Annotated in this window: 21 protein-coding genes; 20 read left to right on the top strand and 1 reads right to left on the bottom strand. The window is 41.4% G+C overall.

Annotated elements, in window-relative coordinates:
* Positions 1–56: 56 nt before the first annotated feature.
* The 20 genes from mutS (at position 57) to rpoZ (ending at position 20,158) form a co-directional block, all read left to right on the top strand.
* Complete coding sequence (gene mutS, locus KHQ31_RS05905) at positions 57–2,717, top strand: DNA mismatch repair protein MutS (RefSeq protein WP_213408674.1); 2,661 nt, start codon at positions 57–59, stop codon at positions 2,715–2,717.
* 36 nt (positions 2,718–2,753) lie between these two features.
* A complete protein-coding gene (gene mutL / locus KHQ31_RS05900) occupies positions 2,754–4,694 on the top strand; it encodes a DNA mismatch repair endonuclease MutL (protein WP_213408673.1) in 1,941 nt (646 codons plus the stop codon).
* Between the two features lie 27 nt (positions 4,695–4,721).
* Positions 4,722–5,180: a flavodoxin domain-containing protein gene (locus KHQ31_RS05895; RefSeq protein ID WP_213408672.1), complete on the top strand. Its 459-nt coding sequence runs from the start codon at positions 4,722–4,724 to the stop codon at positions 5,178–5,180.
* Positions 5,181–5,494: 314 nt separating this feature from the next.
* Positions 5,495–7,471, top strand: coding sequence for a threonine--tRNA ligase (gene thrS, locus KHQ31_RS05890; RefSeq protein ID WP_213408671.1), 1,977 nt, complete (start codon positions 5,495–5,497; stop codon positions 7,469–7,471).
* A gap of 193 nt (positions 7,472–7,664) precedes the next feature.
* Entirely contained in the window at positions 7,665–8,393 is a 729-nt protein-coding gene (locus KHQ31_RS05885) for a glucosamine-6-phosphate deaminase (protein ID WP_213408670.1), read from the top strand.
* 177 nt (positions 8,394–8,570) lie between these two features.
* Entirely contained in the window at positions 8,571–9,110 is a 540-nt protein-coding gene (locus tag KHQ31_RS05880; RefSeq protein ID WP_213408669.1) for a hypothetical protein, read from the top strand.
* 115 nt (positions 9,111–9,225) lie between these two features.
* The gene (locus tag KHQ31_RS05875) at positions 9,226–9,738 is read left to right on the top strand and encodes a hypothetical protein (RefSeq protein ID WP_213408668.1); all 513 of its coding nucleotides are present in this window, start codon (positions 9,226–9,228) and stop codon (positions 9,736–9,738) included.
* A gap of 61 nt (positions 9,739–9,799) precedes the next feature.
* The gene (locus KHQ31_RS05870; RefSeq protein ID WP_213408667.1) at positions 9,800–10,291 is read left to right on the top strand and encodes a hypothetical protein; all 492 of its coding nucleotides are present in this window, start codon (positions 9,800–9,802) and stop codon (positions 10,289–10,291) included.
* 199 nt (positions 10,292–10,490) lie between these two features.
* Positions 10,491–11,738: a peptidoglycan bridge formation glycyltransferase FemA/FemB family protein gene (locus KHQ31_RS05865; RefSeq protein ID WP_213408666.1), complete on the top strand. Its 1,248-nt coding sequence runs from the start codon at positions 10,491–10,493 to the stop codon at positions 11,736–11,738.
* Positions 11,739–11,888: 150 nt separating this feature from the next.
* Positions 11,889–12,380: a hypothetical protein gene (locus KHQ31_RS05860; RefSeq protein ID WP_213408665.1), complete on the top strand. Its 492-nt coding sequence runs from the start codon at positions 11,889–11,891 to the stop codon at positions 12,378–12,380.
* Positions 12,380–12,904: an ECF-type riboflavin transporter substrate-binding protein gene (locus KHQ31_RS05855; RefSeq protein ID WP_213408664.1), complete on the top strand. Its 525-nt coding sequence runs from the start codon at positions 12,380–12,382 to the stop codon at positions 12,902–12,904. Before KHQ31_RS05860 ends, KHQ31_RS05855 begins: the two co-directional genes overlap by 1 nt.
* Positions 12,905–13,027: 123 nt before the next feature.
* Positions 13,028–13,918: a bifunctional 5,10-methylenetetrahydrofolate dehydrogenase/5,10-methenyltetrahydrofolate cyclohydrolase gene (locus KHQ31_RS05850; RefSeq protein WP_213408663.1), complete on the top strand. Its 891-nt coding sequence runs from the start codon at positions 13,028–13,030 to the stop codon at positions 13,916–13,918.
* Positions 13,903–15,156, top strand: coding sequence for an exodeoxyribonuclease VII large subunit (xseA, locus tag KHQ31_RS05845; RefSeq protein WP_213408662.1), 1,254 nt, complete (start codon positions 13,903–13,905; stop codon positions 15,154–15,156). Before KHQ31_RS05850 ends, xseA begins: the two co-directional genes overlap by 16 nt.
* A 2-nt stretch (positions 15,157–15,158) precedes the next feature.
* Positions 15,159–15,380, top strand: coding sequence for an exodeoxyribonuclease VII small subunit (locus tag KHQ31_RS05840; RefSeq protein ID WP_213408661.1), 222 nt, complete (start codon positions 15,159–15,161; stop codon positions 15,378–15,380).
* On the top strand, positions 15,380–16,252 hold the full coding sequence (locus KHQ31_RS05835; protein ID WP_213408660.1) for a polyprenyl synthetase family protein: 873 nt from the start codon (positions 15,380–15,382) through the stop codon (positions 16,250–16,252). The genes KHQ31_RS05840 and KHQ31_RS05835 overlap by 1 nt, the downstream gene beginning before the upstream one ends.
* Positions 16,243–17,091, top strand: coding sequence for a TlyA family RNA methyltransferase (locus tag KHQ31_RS05830; protein ID WP_213408659.1), 849 nt, complete (start codon positions 16,243–16,245; stop codon positions 17,089–17,091). Before KHQ31_RS05835 ends, KHQ31_RS05830 begins: the two co-directional genes overlap by 10 nt.
* On the top strand, positions 17,078–17,530 hold the full coding sequence (locus KHQ31_RS05825) for an arginine repressor (RefSeq protein WP_213408658.1): 453 nt from the start codon (positions 17,078–17,080) through the stop codon (positions 17,528–17,530). Before KHQ31_RS05830 ends, KHQ31_RS05825 begins: the two co-directional genes overlap by 14 nt.
* Positions 17,531–17,547: 17 nt before the next feature.
* Positions 17,548–19,242 carry a DNA repair protein RecN gene (recN, locus tag KHQ31_RS05820; RefSeq protein WP_213408657.1) on the top strand — a complete coding sequence of 565 codons (1,695 nt, stop codon included), beginning with the start codon at positions 17,548–17,550 and terminating at the stop codon, positions 19,240–19,242.
* An 80-nt stretch (positions 19,243–19,322) separates the two neighbouring features.
* Positions 19,323–19,934 (top strand): guanylate kinase, encoded by a 612-nt coding sequence (gene gmk, locus KHQ31_RS05815; protein WP_213408656.1) that lies wholly within the window; start codon positions 19,323–19,325, stop codon positions 19,932–19,934.
* Between the two features lie 2 nt (positions 19,935–19,936).
* Positions 19,937–20,158, top strand: coding sequence for a DNA-directed RNA polymerase subunit omega (gene rpoZ, locus KHQ31_RS05810; protein ID WP_213408655.1), 222 nt, complete (start codon positions 19,937–19,939; stop codon positions 20,156–20,158).
* Positions 20,159–20,206: 48 nt separating this feature from the next.
* Here rpoZ and KHQ31_RS05805 read toward each other — a convergent pair whose 3' ends face one another.
* Positions 20,207–20,875: a VTT domain-containing protein gene (locus tag KHQ31_RS05805; RefSeq protein ID WP_213408654.1), complete on the bottom strand. Its 669-nt coding sequence runs from the start codon at positions 20,873–20,875 to the stop codon at positions 20,207–20,209.
* Between the last annotated feature and the right edge of the window lie 80 nt (positions 20,876–20,955).

Raw genomic sequence — 20,955 nt, 5'->3', positions numbered from 1 at the left:
CCCCAATGAGCGTTTTTTAAATCACATAGTTTGCGCAAATTAATGGAGGGTACAAGATGGTGCAAAAAGCAAAAACTACACCGATGATGGAGCAATATAACAAAATCAAGGCGCAATATCCGGATGCCTTTTTGTTTTATCGTTTAGGCGATTTTTATGAACTATTCAACGATGATGCCGTCTTGGGTTCTCAATTACTGGAATTGACATTAACACAACGTAACAAGAAATCAGACAATCCAATTCCGATGGCTGGAGTACCACATCACGCAGCTGCGAATTACATCGATATTTTGGTTGATAAAGGGTATAAAGTTGCGATTGTGGAACAATTAGAAGATGCCGCTGAAGCTGAGGGGATGGTTAAGCGTGACGTGGTGCAATTGGTGACACCAGGAACACGTATGAAGGACACAGCAGATAATGCGAAAGACAATAATTATCTAGTCAGTGTAACCATGAACCCGCAACAACAATATGGGCTTGCCTATACTGATTTAGCGACTGGTGAACTGAAGGCTACTACGGTTGTGTCATTAAATAATGTCTTGAATGAGTTGAGTCGTTTAGAAACAAAAGAAATTGTTACTGACGGACCATTACCAGACGATTTCCAAGCAAACCTAACGAACCTTGGTATTTTGACATCACATCAAGAAAAGACTGATGCCAATGCTGAGATTTCATACTTAACACAAAACTTGGCAGTTGAAGTAGAAAAGGCTGCAACTGAGATTTTGTTGGCGTACTTATTTACAACTCAAAAGCGTGCCCTTGATCATTTGAAAATTGCGGCTAGTTATGAATTAGCGCAATACCTAAAGTTGGATCGTAACTCACGTGCGAACTTGGAACTAACAACGAATCTGCGTACGGGACAACGTAGTGGGACGCTTTACTGGTTGTTGGATGAAACGAAAACAGCCATGGGTGGTCGTTTATTGAAGCAATGGTTAGAGCAACCATTACTAGATAAGCCAACCTTGGCCCTTCGTTACGATAAAATTGGTGGCTTTGTGGCGGACTTCTTCAATCGCGCCCAAATTCAAGATGGCTTGAAGCAGGTCTATGACTTGGAACGTCTTGCCGGACGTGTTGCGTATGGAACCGCCAATGGGCGTGACTTATTACAACTACGTAATTCATTACGTCAAGTACCATTGTTGCTGGATAGTCTACGTACGATGGACGCAGCGATTTTTGGTAACTTTGCCCAACAACTTGATCCAGTCGCTGACCTAGAAACATTAATTAGTGAAGCAATCATTGAAGAACCACCAATTGGTTTGAAAGATGGTGGCGTGATTCGTGATGGCTACAATGCACAATTAGATGAATACCGTGATGTACTACAAAATGGTAAGCAATGGTTGGCTGATCTTGAAGCACGTGAACGTGAAGTAACAGGGATTAATTCACTTAAGATTGGTTACAATAAGGTCTTTGGTTACTACATTGAAGTGACAAAGGCTAACATTGATCGACTTGAAGCAGATCGTTACACACGTAAGCAAACATTGGTTAACGCTGAACGTTTTATTACACCTGAATTGAAGGAACACGAACAATTAATTCTAGAAGCTGAGACAAAGTCTAGCGAATTAGAATACCAATTGTTTAGTGAAGTCCGAGAAACAATTAAGGCGAATATTACACGTTTGCAAAAACTAGCGGCTGCATTGGCTGAGTTGGACGTTCTACAAGCATTGGCTGATGTTGCAGAACGTTATGATTTTGTGCGTCCTAACTTGGCAGATAAGCAAATCTTGAATATCAAGAATGGTCGTCATCCAGTGGTTGAAAAAGTATTGGGACACCAAAGCTATGTTGCTAACGATATTACAATGAGTGAAGATGAGACCATTTTGTTGATCACTGGACCAAATATGTCTGGTAAGTCAACATACATGCGTCAACTTGCTTTAACTGTTGTGATGGCACAAATTGGATCGTTCGTACCAGCTGAAAGTGCAACGTTGCCAATTTTTGATCAAATCTTTACGCGTATTGGAGCGGCCGATGATTTAATTTCCGGTAACTCAACGTTCATGGTTGAAATGGCTGAAGCCAATACGGCCTTGCAAAACGCGACCCCACATTCATTGATCCTATTTGATGAATTAGGACGTGGAACAGCAACGTATGACGGAATGGCATTGGCACAAGCGATTATTGAGCATGTACATGCACACACCAAGGCCAAGACATTGTTCTCAACGCACTACCATGAATTAACAAGTCTAGATACTGAACTAGAACACTTGAAGAATATTCACGTTGGTGCAACTGAAGAGAATGGCGAATTGATTTTCTCACACAAAATTTTGGCGGGACCAGCTGATCAAAGTTATGGAATTAACGTCGCGAAGTTAGCGGGGCTACCTGATACGTTGATTACACGTGCAAGTGACATCTTGGCAACTCTAGAAGCTAGTGAAGATGTGACGATTGCTTCATTACATGAACCATCAGCTAACTTACCAATTCACGAACCAGTGACAGAGCAAGTAGTCACTGCTGAACCAGAAGTAATTGCACCAATCGTTGAGACAGCTGTCGAAGAAACCGTGGAACAAGATGCACAATTAGACTTGTTTGCGATGCCCGATGCAGATACACAAGGTGTGCTAGATGAAGTGAAAGCAATGAACTTAGCTGACTTAACACCATTGCAAGCGCTGATTAAGTTAAATGAATGGCAAGCTAAGTTAAAATAAAGTGATAAGTAAATGGAAACTTGAGGAGGGGATACAATGGGAAAGATTGCAACGCTGTCGGATGTGTTGGCCAATCAAATTGCGGCTGGTGAAGTAATTGAACGACCTGCGTCAGTCGTAAAAGAATTGGTTGAAAACGCCATTGATGCGCAAGCAACACGAGTTGATGTACTCGTTGAAGCAGCGGGAACAGATTTAATTCGTGTGATTGATGATGGGCAAGGAATCGCTGACGATGATGTTGAAACAGCATTTTTACGTCATGCGACCTCTAAGATTGCAACACGTCATGATCTTTTCCGTGTTCACTCACTTGGTTTTCGTGGTGAAGCTTTACCATCAATTGCCTCTGTTAGTGAAGTGACATTGGTAACAGCGCAAGCTGATAGTGCACAAGGATCACAAGTTGTGTATAAAGGTGGGCTTTTAGAATCACATACAAGTGCCAGTGCGCGTCAAGGGACGGATATTACGGTTAAAAATCTATTCTTTAATACGCCAGCACGTTTGAAGTATCTAAAGAGTCCATCAACTGAATTAGCGCAAATCACGGATGTCTTGCACCATATTGCATTGAGTCATCCAGAAGTCTCATTACGACTACGACATGGTGATAAAGAAATCATGCGTACAGTTGGGAATGGCAATTTGCAGCAAGTGATTGCGGCCATCTATGGTACGCAACAAGCACGTAAGATGGTTGAATTTACAGCTAAAGATAATGACTTTGAGATTAATGGCTACACATCATTGCCTGAATTAACACGTGCCAATCGTTCTTACATGGCTGTCTTAATTAATGGTCGTTATGTAAAGAATTATCAATTAACAAATGCCATTATCAAAGGGTATGGCTCAAAGGTAATGGTTGGTCGTTTTCCAATTGCCGTGATTGATATTCAAATGGATCCGTTATTGGTCGACGTGAACGTGCATCCACAAAAGCATGAAGTGCGTTTATCAAAAGAAACAGAGTTAGTTAATCTAGTTCGTGAAGCAATCGCTGAAAGATTGGCGCGTGAAAACTTGATTCCGGATGGGTTAGATAATTTGATGAATCAAACCGTGTTGGGTGCAGACCTAACTCTACGTGAACCAGTTGTGGAAACACCTGTTGCGGAAGCGGTTGAAAAACAAGCTGCCACATCAGCAGATGAAGTCACAAAAGTTGATCATGAGGAACCAGTCGAAAGTATCACTGTGGCCCATGAATCTGAATTAGATAACTTACGAAGCTTTTCAGCGACCTATAGTGGCACTGAGGCGAGTCCTTTCGCGGGACATGAATCACAAGTTGTTGGTGTTGCGGCCCAAGAAACATTGTGGGAAGAAGATAAAGCGGAAACGCAAGAAACATTCCCGAAGCTTAGTTATATTGGGCAAATGCATGGTACATTCTTATTCGCGCAGGGTGAGGCCGGCTTGTACATGATTGACCAGCACGCCGCCCAAGAACGTATCAAGTATGAAAAGTACCGTGTTGAGATTGGTCAAACTGGCTTAGAACGCCAACAATTATTAGTACCCATTGTGGTATCATTTTCAGCAGTAGATGCGCTAAAGCTACAAGGTCATTTAGAAGAATTAGATAGCCTTGGAATTACATTAGAAGAGTTTGGTGTAAATACCTTTATTTTACGTGAACACCCAGGGTGGTTCGTCAAAGGACAAGAAGAATCAACTCTACGTGAAATGTTAGACTGGTATTTACGCGACGAACACTTAACGCTGGAAAAGTTCCGTGAAAAGACAGCGATTATGATGGCCTGTAAGCGATCAATTAAAGCCAATTGGTCTTTGAATGACTTTGAAGCCCGTGGCTTAATTGCGCAATTAGCGGAAACTGAAAATCCATATAACTGTCCACATGGCCGTCCGACAGTTGTTACACTATCAATGATGGACGTGGAAAAGATGTTTAAGCGTATTCAAGATAGCCACACGAGCTGGACAGAATACGATGAACACCCATTCTAATTTTTAAGATTGAAAGGAGATTTCGTCATGAAAGCACGCGTTATGTTTGCGACAATTACTGGTAATAATGAAGCAGTCGCTAATATCATTGTGACGCAATTTCAAAATGCTGGGATTGAAACAACTAAAGAAGATTTATCATTAGTTGATGCAATGACGATTAACCCTGCAGAAACTGAATTTCTAGTTGTTGTTCCGTATACATTTGATCTAGGGTCATTGCCAGAAGAAGCCTTAGACTTTTATGAAGACTTACCTGATTTAGATTTCACTGGTTTGTATTATGCAGTGGCTGGCTCAGGGGATGATTTTTACGGGGATGACTTTGGCACAGCCGTTGATGATTTTGAAACGCAATTAGCGTTAACAAATGCAACTCGTGGGGCTGACTCTGTGAAGATTAATCTAAATCCAGATGCGAATGATGAAGTCGCTTTGACCAAGATGGTGGCTGATTTAATCGCTAGCAAAGAGAGTCAAGCATAGGCTTTCTTTTTAAAGTTGGATTTGATACAATAATGACATTAGAAAACGTTGATGAAGATATGTTTTGATTGATCGCATGTGTCCAGAGAGCTCTAGTTGTTGTGAATGAGCCACATGTCAATTGAAATACTCCTTCTAAGTGAACTGGCAAACCAGTTCCGTGAGCTCGCGTTAAGAGCCCTAAGGTCCACATAAGTGGATGAATTCGGGTGGTACCACGTGAGAAAGGCGTCCCGTCACATATAGACTATGTGACGGGGCGTTTTTGTTTTCTAAGCACAAAAACTAATATCAATATATTTAAGGAGATTATCATGGCAGAAATGGTTAAGATGACGTTCCCTGATGGGGCCGTTAAGGAATTTGAATCAGGCGTAACACCATTAACAATCGCCGAAGGGATTTCAAAGTCATTGGCTAAGAAGTCTGTTTCAGCTAAGTTGAACGGACGTTATGTTGGAATGAACGATGCAATTACTGAGGATGGTGAATTCTCATTGATTACAAAGTCAGATCCAGAAGCATTGGACATTTTGCGTCACTCAGCATCTCATTTGTTGGCACAAGCCATCAACCGTCTATACCCAAACGTACACTTTGGTGTAGGACCATTCATCGACAATGGTTTCTACTACGACACTGATAAGGCTGATGGACAAATCGCCGCAGAACAATTCCCTGAAATCGAAAAGATGATGAAGAAGATTGTTGCGGAAAACTTGCCAATCGTTTCTCGTGAAATTTCACGTGACGAAGCATTGGACATGTTCAAGGATGACCCATATAAGGTTGAATTGATCCAAGACTTGCCAGCTGACGAACCAATCACAATCGCTGTTCAAGGTGAACACGTTGAATTGGACCGTGGTGGACTTGTACCATCAACTAGCTGGATTAAGGTCTTCAAGTTGACTTCAGTTGCTGGAGCATACTGGCGTGGTCAATCTTCTAACCCAATGTTGCAACGTATCTACGGAACTGCGTTCTGGACACAAGCTGATTTGGATGAAGAAATGAAGCGTCGTGAAGAAGCTAAGGAACGTGACCACCGTAAGATTGGTGCCGACCAAGAATTATTCTTCACTTCACAAGAAGTTGGAGCCGGAATGCCTGTTTGGATGCCAAACGGAGCCGCTATCCGTCGTACACTAGAACGTTACATCGTTGACCGTGAATTGGCTGACGGATACCAACACGTGTACACACCGGTTGTGTCAAACTTGAACTTGTACAAGCAATCAGGTCACTGGGATCACTACCGTGATGACATGTTCCCACCTATGGATATGGGTGATGGCGAATTCCTAGAATTGCGTCCAATGAACTGTCCTTCACACATCCAAGTGTACAAGCACAAGCCTCGTTCATACCGTGAATTGCCATTCCGTGTGGCTGAATTGGGAATGATGCACCGTTACGAAAAGTCAGGAGCCCTAACAGGTTTGTCACGTGTACGTGAAATGACTTTGAACGACGGACACACATTCGTTACTCCTGACCAAATCGAAGATGAATTCAAGAAGATTTTGACTTTGATGGTTGATGTTTACAAGGACTTCGATATCACAGACTACCGTTTCCGTTTGTCATACCGTGACCCTGAAAACACTGAAAAGTACTACGATGATGATGAAATGTGGTCAAAGGCACAACGCATGTTGAAGACTGCCATGGACGATATGGAATTGGATTACTTCGAAGCTGAAGGAGAAGCTGCGTTCTACGGACCTAAGTTGGACGTGCAAATCAAGACTGCTTTGGGTGGTGAAGAAACACTATCAACAATCCAATTGGACTTCTTGTTGCCAGAACGTTTCGACGTTAACTACGTTGGAGCCGATGGTGAAAAGCACCGTCCTGTTATGATTCACCGTGGAATCATCTCAACAATGGAACGTTTCACTGCTTACCTAACTGAAATGTACAAGGGAGCCTTCCCAACATGGTTGGCACCACAACAAGTACGTATCATTCCTGTTAACCGCGAAGCGCATGGTTCATACGCTGAAGCATTGAAGGAACGTTTGGTCTTGCAAGGAATTCGTGCTTCATACGATGACCGTAACGAAAAGATGGGTTACTTGATCCGTGATGCACAAACATCAAAGATTCCATACACATTGGTTATCGGTGATGAAGAAGTGAAGAACGACTCAGTTACAATCCGTCGTTTCGGTTCAAAGGACATGGTTGCAGAAAATGTTGATACATTCGAAGCAAACTTGTTGGCTGATATTGCAAGCCACTCACAAACACTAGAAAAGATTGAAAAGGCGATGATCGGAGAATAATCCGACCGCATTCATGATTGAATGATAAAAAGCTGACTGTATTTGAAAATACGGTCAGCTTTTTTATTGCCTGAATTCCCAGCAAATCAAGGGTTCAAAAATTAGATAAAATTATTTTAAATAAAAGGGTTGAATTGGACTAGTCCACTCGTTTATAATTGGACTATACCAAAAAACGTGGAGGCAACAAATTATGCAAATTATTGAAGTTAAAGACCAAGCTCAAGGTGGACAAGTTGGATTCGACATTTTCAAGGATGCCTTGGAAAACGGAGCGAACGTATTCGGACTAGCTACTGGATCAACTCCTATCAGCATTTACGATACAATCACTGCATCAGACTTGGACTTCTCAGACAAGGTGTCAATTAACTTGGATGAATACGTTGGATTGTCAGGAGATAACGACCAAAGCTACCGTTTCTTCATGAACCAACACTTGTTTAACAAGAAGCCTTTCCGCGAAAGCTACGTACCAAATGGTTTGGCTGAAGATGGTGAAGTTGAAGTTAAGCGTTACGAAGACATCATCGACAACATGCCAATCAACCTACAATTGTTGGGATTGGGAGCAAACGGACACATCGGTTTCAACGAACCAGGAACTCCATTTGACGAATTGACTCACAAGGTTGCTTTGACTGAATCAACAATCGAAGCGAACGCTCGTTTCTTCGAAGACATCAACGATGTTCCTCGTGAAGCTTACTCAATGGGAATTGGAAGCATCATGAAGGGTAAGAAGATTTTGTTGGTTGCTTACGGTGCCGGTAAGGCTGACGCCGTTGCTGCAATGATCGAAGGTCCTATGACTGAAGACATGCCAGCAAGTGCCTTGCAAGCGCACAAGGACGTTACAGTTATCGTTGACGCTGCTTCATCAGCTAAGTTGAAGAACCGCGACAACATCAAGATGGCCTAATTAAATAACTCTTAGACAACCTGTTGTTAGGAAACTAACGATAGGTTGTTTTTTATTGCAGTTGAAGGGCAAATAGGTTTAAATGACGGAAGTTTTAGGCATTCAATTTGATTAGCGTTTTTTAATGTGTATGATGGATAGAAGATATTAAGAGGGTTATTTGTTAAGGGGTTAGGAATGTTTATAGAGATGTTTAATACGGTGTTGCGTTTGCAAAGCCATCAATTTTTTATGCGACGTTATGCGTTATTAGGGCTGTTTTATTGTTGGCAATTTGTTGCCATGCTCTTCTTACAAGATTCAAATGGTGTTTATACCGTTATTGGACCGTTACACTTAATGGTGACAGTGCCGAATATTTTATTAATGATCTTTGTGACAAGCTTTGCGCCATTGGCGAACGCGATTGTTAAGGCATTGCTAGATGCACGTCATGTCCAAAACTGGGTGTTAATATTGGTCAAACAAGTTGGTACATTGTTTTATAAGTTGATGGTTGAAGCCGATGATATCGATATGCACAATATTCGTAAAAGTGACGTTAATTGGGGACGTATCACTTTATTGGCAGGACAATGCTTATTGTTAGGAATGATTGCGGTGTTGCTATTAATGACTAAAATCCTGGTGTATTTGTTCGGTGGTTGGTTAATCGTTGCGATGTATGAAAGTATTCGTTTGTTTAAAGCATATACAGGGTCACGCCAAGCACAATAATTAACGGTTCGATGCTGCTATGGCGTGGTAGTCGGTTATTGTTTGAGGGACGATAATCTGATGCATAAAAGTTTATACATATTAGGGATGTTTATTGTTTTTGTGAGGGGGATATATGATTAAAGATATTTTTGATTTACAAGATCGTCGCTTTTTTGTGATTCGTTACGTGATTGCGATTGTGTTGTTTACGATGTATATTTGGCCACATGTGGTGCATGATATTACGACTGTGGAAAGCGGGATGGGGACACAATTTAGTGTTCTGTGGAATGATTTTATTTTGAACCTGGTTATTGCGTTGATGTTTGTTATCTATCCATTGGCAAATGCATTGGTGGTCGATCTATTAGATGCTTATCAAGTTGTGAATGTACGTCGTGTGGTGACTGATGCATTTATCAAGCAAGCAAGTCGTATTCCTAATTTGATTAAGCAACGTGAACACATCTATAAAAAAGATGGCGTCGTACCATTTGTCAAAGTGATTGGGCTAACATTACTTACTGGATTAGTGACAGGTTTGATTGTTTATTGGGCCATTGTGTTTTATTTGTTATTTGGTTGGTTAATTTTAATTGCCTACATTGTGATGGTAAAGAAGAACATTACATTGAAGCCAAGATAATGATGTTGGACTTTGGTGTTGTGTAGTGAATGCGTAACTAAATTGTTGGGAGGAAAGACGTATGACAATTGTGATTTATGGACTGTTAGTGACAATGTTTGTGATTCTGGCATTGGAACAGTATATGACCGCACCGATACGACGTAACCTACGAGCAAAAGAAAAATATTTAAAAGTAAATAAAGAGATGAGCTACCAAGCATATGCGACGAACGTTATTACAACACATGTTGATAAGACGCAAAGTCGAACGCGCATTATCTGGCAAACGGTGTCAATCATGGCAGTGCTTTTAGTCATTACTTTAAATGTCGGGCATCCTTGGCACATTATTGCAGGGATTTTGACAGCTATTTGGCTGTATAAAACGTTGCAAAAAATTATGGTTAGGCAAAATGTGGCAATAGATATCTTATTAGAGCATTCAGAAGGCATTTATCTTGAGATAACTCAATTAAACGCTGAGCTACTTAAGAAGAAAGCGAAGTGGGACAATGTATTTATCAGCATGTTAAGTCTCTTTATTGTGGTATTTGCCATTGGCTTAAGCTAAATCAATGGAGACATGCTTTAGATGTTAAAAATCAGTATGATTACGTGTCACACTAGGTTGGTTTAATGTCAATTATGCTATAATAACGCCTATAGAACGGTTCGTTTGTGTGCTAAACGAGCGTTAAAAATTAACATTAAAGCTGGACAGCATGGTTCAGATATAAAAAACCAAGACTTGGTTAGTGATGGGAGATAGCATGGAATTTACTGCATTAACAAAGGCTGAATATGCCGAATTTGAAAAGCAATCACCATTAGGATCAATGACGCAATCAGTTGAACAATACGACTTGTTGCAAGGACGTGGTAAGAACGTTCATATTCTAGGTGTTAAAGATATTGATGGTACGATTTTAGCGGGATCAATTGTCACTTTTGATGGTATCAATGGTGGAACAGTTGCATCTGTGAATCATGGACCATTGATGAACTATAGCGACACAGGTGTCTTAGATACATACTTGAAGGGCTTGGCTAACTTCGCTAAGCAATTTAATGGCTTGTACATTAAGTTTTCACCTAATGTTGTATACCAACGTTTCGATAACCATGGTAATCCGGTTACTGAACCAGAAACAGACTTTATTGCACGTCTTGAAAAGCATGGTGCAAAGCACATGCCATTTAAGAAGGGAATGAGCACTGATGGAAGTATGCCTTGGCAATACTCTAAGGATCTACGTTCATTAGACTTGGATTCATTGATTGCAAGTTACCAACCAGACGTTAAGTACTACTTGAAGAAGAATAAGCAATTTGGGGTTAAGTTCCGTGAATTGCCGTTTGAAGAATTGCCTAAGTTCAAGAAGTTGACTGCGGATACTGCGGAACGTCGTGGTTTTGATGATAAGGAACTTTCATTCTACGAAGTGCTGTTCAACACATACGGGGATGATGCGCACTTTACAGTGGCTGAAGTTAATTTCCCAAATTACTTGGCTGAAGAACAAGCAACGATTGATCAACTAGATGTGAAGATCAATACATTGGCAGAACGTCTAGCAGTGAAGGAAACTAAGAAGAACCGTGGTCAATTTAATGAATTTACTGACCAAAAGAATATGCACATTAAGCGTATGAAGCGCGTGAATGATTTGTTCAATGGTGACATTCCAACTGAGCCAACGATTGTGGCGGGTGCATTGTTTGTCGAACAACCACAAGAAATGGCCTACATGTTCTCTGGTATGTATGATGAATACCGTGAATACTTTGCACCATACTTGATTCAAGACACAATGATGCGCATGGCAATTGAACACAATATTCCAACGCACAATTTCTATGGTATCAGTGGAGACTTCGATGGATCAGATGGTGTCTTCCGCTTTAAGACCGAATTCAATGGAACTGCTGATCAATTAGTCGGTGAATTTGAATACCCAATCAACAAGATGAAGTACCGTCTATACAAGTTGATGAAGAAGTTACTGGGGCGTGCCTAAGCAATAAACGAACTAATGTAACGTATAAAAATAGACAGCTACCTAGGCATCAGTGCTTAAGGGGGCTGTCTATTTTTTCGATTTAGCATAGTGGACATAGATGAACTATGCTAAACTAGGTGTAATAAATAAGAGATGGTGAGTGCAGATATGCAATTAACAGGGAACGCCTTAATTGAGGCACTAGAAACAGAAGCAGTAACAAATAAGACTTTTACAGCTGCGGATGAAGCAACAATCAACTTGGACGAATTCTTCGAATTTGTCCATAAAACAATCAAAGCAGATCAACTTGTTCACGCTGAAATGATTATCAGTGGGGATGAACCCATTACATTGATGGTTGAAAGTAACTTGATCAATTTGCCATTGCGTTATGCCAATGCAATCAAGAAAATTGTGATTAACAATGACGATGCAGAAGTAAACCTATACATGATTGTGGAACACCCTAAGGTGTCTCAATCAGGACTACGTATTGATTTTGCTGCGTCAGTTACATCTGCATTAGATGATTTTGATTCAGTCGCAGCACGTATTGCGGCATACTTTGATGAAAAGATTACACTAATCAATAATACAGAAACACTAGAAGAACTTGATGATAGTGAAGAAACACAAGATGGTGAAGGTGACGCTTAATGACAGTTGTTAAAAAAGGTGGATTGATCATCTTGGGGACACTCTGTGTTGTCTTAGTTGGTCGCCTACTATTACTTGATGTTGGTGTAGATAATGTCCAAGGGTCACTATCTTATGCCGCATTAACGATTTTTGCGTTACTATCTGGGGCTATATTGACGCCAATTGTTGCCTTCTTGGCCCATTTTCTATCAGATAGTTTAACGTATACAACCGTTTGGTGGACTTGGATTGTAGCCGATGGAGTCTTTGGTTTAATGTTGGGGTTAATCGCAACGCGTTTAAACTTGTTGAAGCAACCAATTACCTTGCAACGTGCAATTCAATTTAACATCTGGCAAGGAATTGCAAATATTCTCGTCTGGGGAGTGATTGCACCATTAGGCGATGCCTTAGTCTATAAGTCAGATTGGTTATATGTGTTGAACCAAGGTTTGACCGCTGCAGGATTAAACTTCCTTGTTATTGGAATCTTTGGTACAGCCTTTATCTATGGCTACCACTTCTTTAAGAATAAAGCTTAAAACAAAGTTGTCTCAGTCTAAAGCTGAGGCAACTTTTTTATTTTGGCTAACTAGGTGAGATGGTCACTTTACCTGATTTGTGGTAAAATTATGCAATAATAATGAATATTTGTGAGGTGGAAAATGGCAACCATAATTGATGGAAAAGCAATTGCAACACGTCTGCGTGGTGCAGTCGCCAAGCAAACTGCACGTTTACAAGAAAAAGGAATCACGCCTGGATTGGCGGTGATTTTAGTGGGGGATGACCCAGCAAGTGAAATCTATGTGCGTAATAAAGGACGCGCAGCAGAAAAGGTGGGGATTGCGGAAGAAACGTTTAAATATCCAAGCGATATGACGGAAGATGCTTTGTTGGCTAAGATTTCAGAATTGAATGCAGATCCAGCAGTGGACGCGATTTTAGTACAAAGTCCAGTGCCTAAGCACATTAACGAAAAGCGTATTCAAGATGCAATTGCACCAGAAAAGGACGTTGATGGCTTCCATCCAGTGAATGTTGGCCGTCTATATGCTGATCGCGAAGGTTACTATCCAGTCGCGAACACGCCACGTGGGATTATGACGATGTTAGCAGCTGAAGATGTCACATTGAAGCATAAGAATGTGGTTGTGATTGGTCGTTCAGTATTAGTTGGTCGTCCAATGTTTGCATTGCTTGAAAATGCGGATGCAACAGTAACTTTGGTTCACCGCTATACACTTGATGCACAACGCAAGACTTTGTTGGCTATGGCGGATGTCGTTGTTGTCGCAACGGGTGTTCCAGGTCTAGTATCTGGGGATGATCTAAAGGCAGGAGCCGTGGTCATTGACGTAGGTATTAATCGCCTAGAGGATGGTTCATTGGTTGGTGATGTTGATTTCGCATCAGCAGAACCAGTTGCATCAAAGATTACTCCTGTACCGGGTGGTGTAGGACCAATGACGATTGCGACCTTGATGCAAACAACGCTAGAACTAGCGGCTGAACATCACGGCGTAACTTTGGAGGATGCATGGCAGAGTATTTAACAGTTAGTACACTAACAAAATATCTAAAGCGCAAATTTACAGCTGACCCACACTTGAAAGAAATTCATGTTACTGGGGAAGTATCAAATTATCGTAAGCGACCAAACCATCAATACTTTTCTTTGAAGGATGATGGTGCGGTGATTAACGCAACGATGTTTAAGGGTCCATTTTCAAAATTACCGTTTGAACTTGAAGCAGGAATGAAAGTTAATGCGACTGGACACATTGATTTGTACGCACCAAATGGTTCATACAGTTTGATTATCAGTCGCCTTGAACCCGATGGTGTTGGGGCGTTGTACCAAGCTTATGAACAATTGAAGCGTAAATTAGAAGCTGAAGGTGTCTTTGCACAACTTCAACGTCCAATCCCGCGTTTCCCCAAGAAGATTGCGGTTATCACATCACCAAGTGGTGCGGTTATTCGCGATATCATGACTACGGTTGAACGTCGTTATCCAATCGCTGAAATTGTGTTGTACCCAGCAGTGGTGCAAGGAGATGGCGCAGTTCCGTCTTTGTTGAAGCAATTGCAAGCAGTTAACGCAGATGGATCAGCGGATGTCGTGATTATGGGACGTGGTGGTGGATCCATTGAAGATTTGTGGGCATTTAATGATGAACAAGTTGCCCAACAAATGTTGCAAATGAAGATGCCGATTATTAGTTCCGTTGGACACGAAACGGATACCACGATTGCGGACTTTGTTGCCGATCAACGTGCAGCAACCCCAACAGCAGCGGCCGAACTTGCAACTGCTGTACCGCTAGCAGATGTTTGGTTGGGGATTCAACAATATCAACAAAGACTAGTTGCACAAATGCAACGCCAAATTAAGCAAAGTCAAGAACGTTTGACACGTGTTCAAAATAGCTATGTTTTGACACAACCCCAACGTTTGTATGAAGGCTACTTGCAACGTGTTGATATTGCGAACCAACGTTTACAACAAAATATGGATCAACAATTACGTGATGCTAAGCATCGCTATGAATTACTGGATCCACGTTTGAGTGCAGCGATGGAGCAATTACTACAACGTAAACAATACCAAGCGCAACAAGCGTTTAAGGGATTGGATCTTGTTAGTCCATTGGCAGTTTTGGCACGTGGATACAGTGTAGTAGAACAAGATGGCGCAGTTGTACAAAGCGTGACACAAGTTAAAGAAGATGATGAATTGGCCATTCGCGTGACTGATGGTATTATTCGAGCAAAGGTAACAGGAGAATAAATATGGCAGAGCAAAAGAGTTTTGAAGAAAATTTGGCAGGTTTGGAACAAATTGTGACGCAATTGGAAAAGGGTGATGTACCGCTAGAAGAAGCCTTGAAGCAATTCGAAGTAGGGATTCAACTTAGCCAATCATTGCAAAAGACATTGGAAACAGCTGAAAAGAGCCTGGCAAAGATTATCGAAAATGATGGGACTGTATCAGAATTTAAGGTGACCGATTAATGGATTTAGCGAGCTTTAAAGCCATTTGGCAACCTAAGTTGAATGAACAACTATCACATAATTTAAAAGCCACTGTTAAAAATGCACAATTACATGAAGTCATGGATTATGCGGTGATGAATGGTGGTAAGCGATTGCGTCCATTATTGACATTGGCAGTCATCGAAAGTTTTGGCCGTAGTCCAGAACGTTATTTGACTGAAGCTAGCGCATTGGAATTAATTCATGCATATAGCTTGATTCATGATGACTTACCAGCAATGGATGACGATGATATGCGTCGTGGTAAGCCAACAACACACGTGAAGTTTGGTCAAGCAATGGCCATCTTAGCTGGGGATGCATTACAACCACTAGCGTATGAATGGATTAACGAAAGCCTAGTTTTGTCAGACTTCCAAAAGAGTCAATTGACATTGGGGCTAACGAAGGCCAGTGGACCGAACGGAATGGTTGGAGGTCAAGTGTTAGACATGGCCTTTACCGGACATGATGACGCAACTTTGTTCGATGCCGAAAATGTGCACCGTTTGAAGACGGGAGCCTTGATTCGTTATGCATTAGTAGCCGGAGGTATCTTAGTGGATGCCAATCAAGTGACATTAAGTGCGTTAGATGATTTTGGAAGTGCCTTTGGGTTTGCTTTCCAAATTAATGACGACTTAGATGACTTGTCACAAGATGATCAAGAAGATAAGCAAGCATACCCAACTTTGTTGGGTGTACAAGGGGCACAAGATGCACTTGCTGAACAAGTAGCGTTGGCACGTGATGCTTTGGCGATCGTTCGCTATAACAGTCACGCCAACGTCGAATTATTGGAATCATTTTTAGAATACTTTAAACCAGCATTGGAGAAACAATGGGTGTAGAAAAAGAACGTGTTGATATTTTGGCAGTCCAACAAGGATTGTTTGAATCACGAGAACAAGCAAAGCGTGCCATCATGGCCGGACAAATCCTAGGGGATAAAGAAGAACGTAAAGACAAGCCAGGTGAAAAGATTCCAGTCACAACGGAATTGCACTTAAAGGGTGCGCCAATGCCTTACGTATCTCGTGGGGGATTCAAACTAGCGAAGATGATTGAAGTCTTCGGTTTGGACGTTACAGGTAAGACGGTATTGGATATTGGTTCATCAACAGGTGGTTTTACTGACGTTGCGTTGCAAAACGGGGCTAAGCAAGTTTATGCATTGGACGTTGGGACAAATCAATTGGCATGGAAGTTGCGTTCAGATGAACGTGTCGTTGTTATGGAAAACACGAACTTCCGTTATTCAAAGCGTGACGACTTTACTTCTGGTCAACCCGAAATGGCAACAATCGACGTATCATTTATCTCACTTAGCTTGATTTTGCCACCATTGTCAGAAATTTTGACACCTGGTGGTCACGTGGCTACATTGATTAAGCCACAATTTGAAGCTGGTCGTGAAGCAGTTGGTAAGCACGGAATCGTTAAGGATGCAGATACACACTTGGCGGTTATCCATAAGGTTGCTGATTTGGCTAAGCAAAGTGGGTTTAGCTTGGCTGGTTTAGATTTCTCACCAATTAAGGGTGGCTCAGGAAACATTGAATTCATTGCTGACCTAGTATTAGACAATGGCGCAACAACATTGGACGAACAAGCTCGTGAACATGTGGTGCAAGATGCCCACGCACAATTGAACGCGCGTCGTGAGGAGTCTGAGGATGGCGAAAAATAAGCAAGAACGACAACAAGATATCCGACGTTTAATTACGCAACAACAAATTCGACGTCAAGAAGATTTGGTGCAACAATTAAACCAATTAGGATGGCAAGTAACACAAGCAACGGTGTCACGTGATATCTCAGAAATGCAATTGGTTAAAGTGCCGCTTGCTGAAGGTGGATTTACGTATGCAACGATGTCACATGATGATTACCGTAGCCAACTACGCCATATCCTACATGAAACAACGACACAGTATAATGTCCAAGACAATCTGGTCATGGTGAAAGTATCACCAGGATCAGGCCCAGCATTGAAGATTGCATTGGAAGAAGTGAATGCACCAGAAATGTTTGGGATTGTTGGTGATGACACAGGTGTACTATTAATTTTGAAAAAAGATGTTGATGCGTCAGAATTCATGACCAACATGATGGATGTGCGTCATTAACATAGAGAGGAGTTCTCATGTTACAAGAATTGTCTATTCAAAATTTTGCGATTATTCCTAAGTTAAATATTAGCTTTGAACCCGAAATGACTGTGCTAACTGGGGAGACCGGAGCTGGAAAGTCAATTATCATCGATGCCGTTGGTTTATTGACCGGTGGCCGTGGTTCACAGGAATACATTCGTGAAGGTGCTGATAAGTCAGTCTTGCAAGGATTGGTTGGTATTAATGAACAACCAGAATTGATGGCTTTGCTAGAGACACACGGGATTGAAGTGGAAGATGGTCAATTATTGATCCATCGTGAACTACACCGTAGTGGACGAAATGTGATTCGTATTAATGGTAGTTTAATCAATACGACTGCGTTGAAAGAAATTGGCCGTTATCTAGTTGATATTCATGGCCAAAATGATACGCAAGATTTGATGCAAGTCGAAAAGCACATTAGCTTACTTGATGAATTTGGGTTTGAAACCATTGGCCCACTGAAAGAGAAGTATGCTGCTATTTTTGCGGAGTATCAAAACCTAAAGCGTGCTTTGAAGAAGCGTCAAAGTGATGAACAAGCATGGGCCCAACGTCTGGATACATTGACTTTCCAAGTGAATGAATTGCAGGCTGCAGATTTACGTGCCGGTGAAGAAGAAGAACTAGACGCTGAATATCAAGAATTGACTAATTTTCAAGATGTCTTAGAAGCACTATCAAAGGCCAGTGAAGTATTAACTGGTGATTGGGAAAACAATGGAACTGAAAGTGTCGGTACTGCATTAGGTGCTTTGGAAGACATTGAAGAACTATCACCGCGTTATACAAAGCTGGCTGAATCTATGCGCGAAGTGTACTACAATCTACGTGATGTAAGCAGTGAGATTGATTCTGTACGTGATGGCTTGGAATTTGACGGTGAACAATTACAATATGTGAATGATCGCTTGAATTTGATTCACAGTTTGGAACAAAAGTACGGGGCAACCATCGAAGATGTCCTTAAACACCAAGAACGTGTTGAACAAGAATTGGATGACATGGGTGGTGACCAACAATCAGCGGATGAACTTGCACAACAAGTACAAGTCTTGGCTGAGCAAGCTGAAAAAATTGCGGCAGAATTACACAATGCACGTATGGCTGCGGGTGAGCAATTGGTTACATTGATCCATGAACAACTGCAAGATTTGCATATGAGTAAGGCAGAGTTCCAAGTTCACGTTGATCAATTGGCTGATTTACAAGCTGATGGAAAAGATAATGTTGAATTCTTCATTCAAACGAATGAAGGTGAACAAGCCAAGCCATTGGTCAAGATTGCATCAGGTGGTGAATTGTCCCGTATGATGCTAGCGATGAAGATGATTTTCTCACGTCAACAAGGTGTGACGTCAATTGTCTTTGACGAAGTGGATACTGGGGTATCTGGTCGTGTCGCGCAAGCAATGGCGGACAAGATTGCAGATATGGCGAGTCATTCACAAGTTTTGACAATTACACATTTACCTCAGGTTGCTGCGGTGGCACAACATCATGTGTTTATCCATAAAGAAGTGATTGATGGACGTACTGAAACGTCAGTTGATCGTCTAGATGGTGAAGCGCGTGTTGATGAATTAGCGCGTATGTTGTCAGGGGATGAATTAACGGAAGCAGCGAAAAGTAATGCGCGTGATTTGATTCAACGTGCTGCTGAACGCCGCACTGCACAAGCATAAATAAATCTGTATGTTGTGTCTCGACTTTAAAACAAGTACAATGAGATATTATATAGTTTGTTTGAAGAGGAGTTTTGACCATGAAGCGTGGTGTTTTGATTGTATTGTCTGGTCCATCAGGTGTTGGAAAAGGGACTGTGCGAAAGGCGTTGTTTGAAGAAGAAGACATCGACTTTCAATACTCAATCTCTATGACGACCCGTCAACCCAGAGAAGGTGAAGTCGATGGGGAAGATTACTTCTTCGTAACGCGTGAAGAATTTGAAGCGCGTATTGAACAAGGTGAAATGTTGGAGTATGCCGAATATGTTGGTAACTACTACGGAACACCTAAGTCATACATTGATGCGACACTTGCTGCCGGTAAAGATGTATTGCTTGAAATTGAAGTTCAAGGTGCAGTTCAAGTGAAGGAAAAGATGCCTGAAGGGGCCTACATTTTCCTAACACCACCTGATCTAAAGGCTTTGAAGGATCGTTTGATTGGTCGTGGAACAGAATCAATTGAAGTTATCGAAAGCCGTGTTAACACGGCCAAGACTGAAATTGGTATGATGAAGCGTTACGATTACGCTGTGGTTAACGATGAAGTTGCTGCTGCCGTACAACGTATTAAAGACGTTATCAAAGTGGAACGATTGCGTGTTGAACGTGTTGTTCCCGAATATATTGCAATGATTGAGGAGCTATAATTATGATTCTATACCCATCTGTTGATAAGTTGTTGGAACAAGTTGATTCACGTTACAAGTTGATTGCACTTGGTGCTAAGCGTGCGCACGAATTGGAACAAGGGGCATTGCCTACATTGCCAAAGTTCGATTCAGTTAAGCCAATCGGACAAGCTTTTGAAGAAATCGAAGCAGGAAACGTTGTGATTGATGCAGCGGCAACTGAACTAGAAAACGAAGCTTAATAAATAAAAAAGACTCACATCAGATGATGTGAGTCTTTTTTGTATTTATTAATCCTTGTTGGCAAACTTCTTTTCGCGTTTCTTTACAATGTATGAACGCAAACCAGTGATAATGACTGGTAAAGCAGTAACAAACAAAATTCCGAAAATAACAAGTGAGAAGTTATGTTGGATAAATGGGATTTGACCGAAGAAGAATCCAGCTCCAACGGCAATAACCACCCAGATAGTAGCTGCTAACATTTCCAACATCACAAACTTGCGGTATGGGAACTTAGACATAGCGGCTGTAAATGGTGCTAGTGTACGGATGATTGGCAAGAAGCGGGCAAAGATAATAGCCCATGGTCCATACTTTTCAAAGAAAGTATTTGCTTCATCCAAGTGTTCTTGTTTAATAAAGCGTCCCAATACTGGGTGCTTTACAAGAGGTAGACCAACCTTGTGTCCTAAGAAGTAGTTCAAGCTGTCACCTGTTACGGCAGCAATCCAGAACAAAATCATTAATACCCAAGGGTTCAATGTTGATCCTGGTAGTGCAGAAATGGCACCAGCAGCAAACAATAGTGAATCACCAGGTAAGAATGGGAAAATAACCAATCCTGTTTCGACAAAAATCACACCGAATAGTAACGCATATGACCAAGGTCCTAGGACGTTAACCCATTCAGTAAGATGCTTGTCGAGGTGAATGAAAATATCAATGATGTGCATCATGATGAAAGATCTCCTCTATCTCTTTATATCTACGTTTAATTAGTAGTGTACCACAACTTATTTGTTACAGTGCAGTATGC

This window comes from Weissella ceti (genome assembly GCF_018394055.1).
Lineage (GTDB): Bacteria > Bacillota > Bacilli > Lactobacillales > Lactobacillaceae > Weissella > Weissella ceti.
Note: the sequence above shows the minus strand (reverse complement) of the source record. Positions and strands in the feature narration are given on the sequence as shown.

Excerpts from the sequence above, each read along its gene's own strand:
- mutS (WP_213408674.1), top strand. The coding sequence starts at position 57 with ATGGTGCAAAAAGCAAAAACTACACCGATGATGGAGCAATATAACAAA.
- mutL (WP_213408673.1), top strand. The coding sequence starts at position 2,754 with ATGGGAAAGATTGCAACGCTGTCGGATGTGTTGGCCAATCAAATTGCG.
- KHQ31_RS05895 (WP_213408672.1), top strand. The coding sequence starts at position 4,722 with ATGAAAGCACGCGTTATGTTTGCGACAATTACTGGTAATAATGAAGCA.
- thrS (WP_213408671.1), top strand. The coding sequence starts at position 5,495 with ATGGCAGAAATGGTTAAGATGACGTTCCCTGATGGGGCCGTTAAGGAA.
- KHQ31_RS05885 (WP_213408670.1), top strand. The coding sequence starts at position 7,665 with ATGCAAATTATTGAAGTTAAAGACCAAGCTCAAGGTGGACAAGTTGGA.
- KHQ31_RS05880 (WP_213408669.1), top strand. The coding sequence starts at position 8,571 with ATGTTTATAGAGATGTTTAATACGGTGTTGCGTTTGCAAAGCCATCAA.
- KHQ31_RS05875 (WP_213408668.1), top strand. The coding sequence starts at position 9,226 with ATGATTAAAGATATTTTTGATTTACAAGATCGTCGCTTTTTTGTGATT.
- KHQ31_RS05870 (WP_213408667.1), top strand. The coding sequence starts at position 9,800 with ATGACAATTGTGATTTATGGACTGTTAGTGACAATGTTTGTGATTCTG.
- KHQ31_RS05865 (WP_213408666.1), top strand. The coding sequence starts at position 10,491 with ATGGAATTTACTGCATTAACAAAGGCTGAATATGCCGAATTTGAAAAG.
- KHQ31_RS05860 (WP_213408665.1), top strand. The coding sequence starts at position 11,889 with ATGCAATTAACAGGGAACGCCTTAATTGAGGCACTAGAAACAGAAGCA.
- KHQ31_RS05855 (WP_213408664.1), top strand. The coding sequence starts at position 12,380 with ATGACAGTTGTTAAAAAAGGTGGATTGATCATCTTGGGGACACTCTGT.
- KHQ31_RS05850 (WP_213408663.1), top strand. The coding sequence starts at position 13,028 with ATGGCAACCATAATTGATGGAAAAGCAATTGCAACACGTCTGCGTGGT.
- xseA (WP_213408662.1), top strand. The coding sequence starts at position 13,903 with ATGGCAGAGTATTTAACAGTTAGTACACTAACAAAATATCTAAAGCGC.
- KHQ31_RS05840 (WP_213408661.1), top strand. The coding sequence starts at position 15,159 with ATGGCAGAGCAAAAGAGTTTTGAAGAAAATTTGGCAGGTTTGGAACAA.
- KHQ31_RS05835 (WP_213408660.1), top strand. The coding sequence starts at position 15,380 with ATGGATTTAGCGAGCTTTAAAGCCATTTGGCAACCTAAGTTGAATGAA.
- KHQ31_RS05830 (WP_213408659.1), top strand. The coding sequence starts at position 16,243 with ATGGGTGTAGAAAAAGAACGTGTTGATATTTTGGCAGTCCAACAAGGA.
- KHQ31_RS05825 (WP_213408658.1), top strand. The coding sequence starts at position 17,078 with ATGGCGAAAAATAAGCAAGAACGACAACAAGATATCCGACGTTTAATT.
- recN (WP_213408657.1), top strand. The coding sequence starts at position 17,548 with ATGTTACAAGAATTGTCTATTCAAAATTTTGCGATTATTCCTAAGTTA.
- gmk (WP_213408656.1), top strand. The coding sequence starts at position 19,323 with ATGAAGCGTGGTGTTTTGATTGTATTGTCTGGTCCATCAGGTGTTGGA.
- rpoZ (WP_213408655.1), top strand. The coding sequence starts at position 19,937 with ATGATTCTATACCCATCTGTTGATAAGTTGTTGGAACAAGTTGATTCA.
- KHQ31_RS05805 (WP_213408654.1), bottom strand. The coding sequence starts at position 20,875 with ATGATGCACATCATTGATATTTTCATTCACCTCGACAAGCATCTTACT.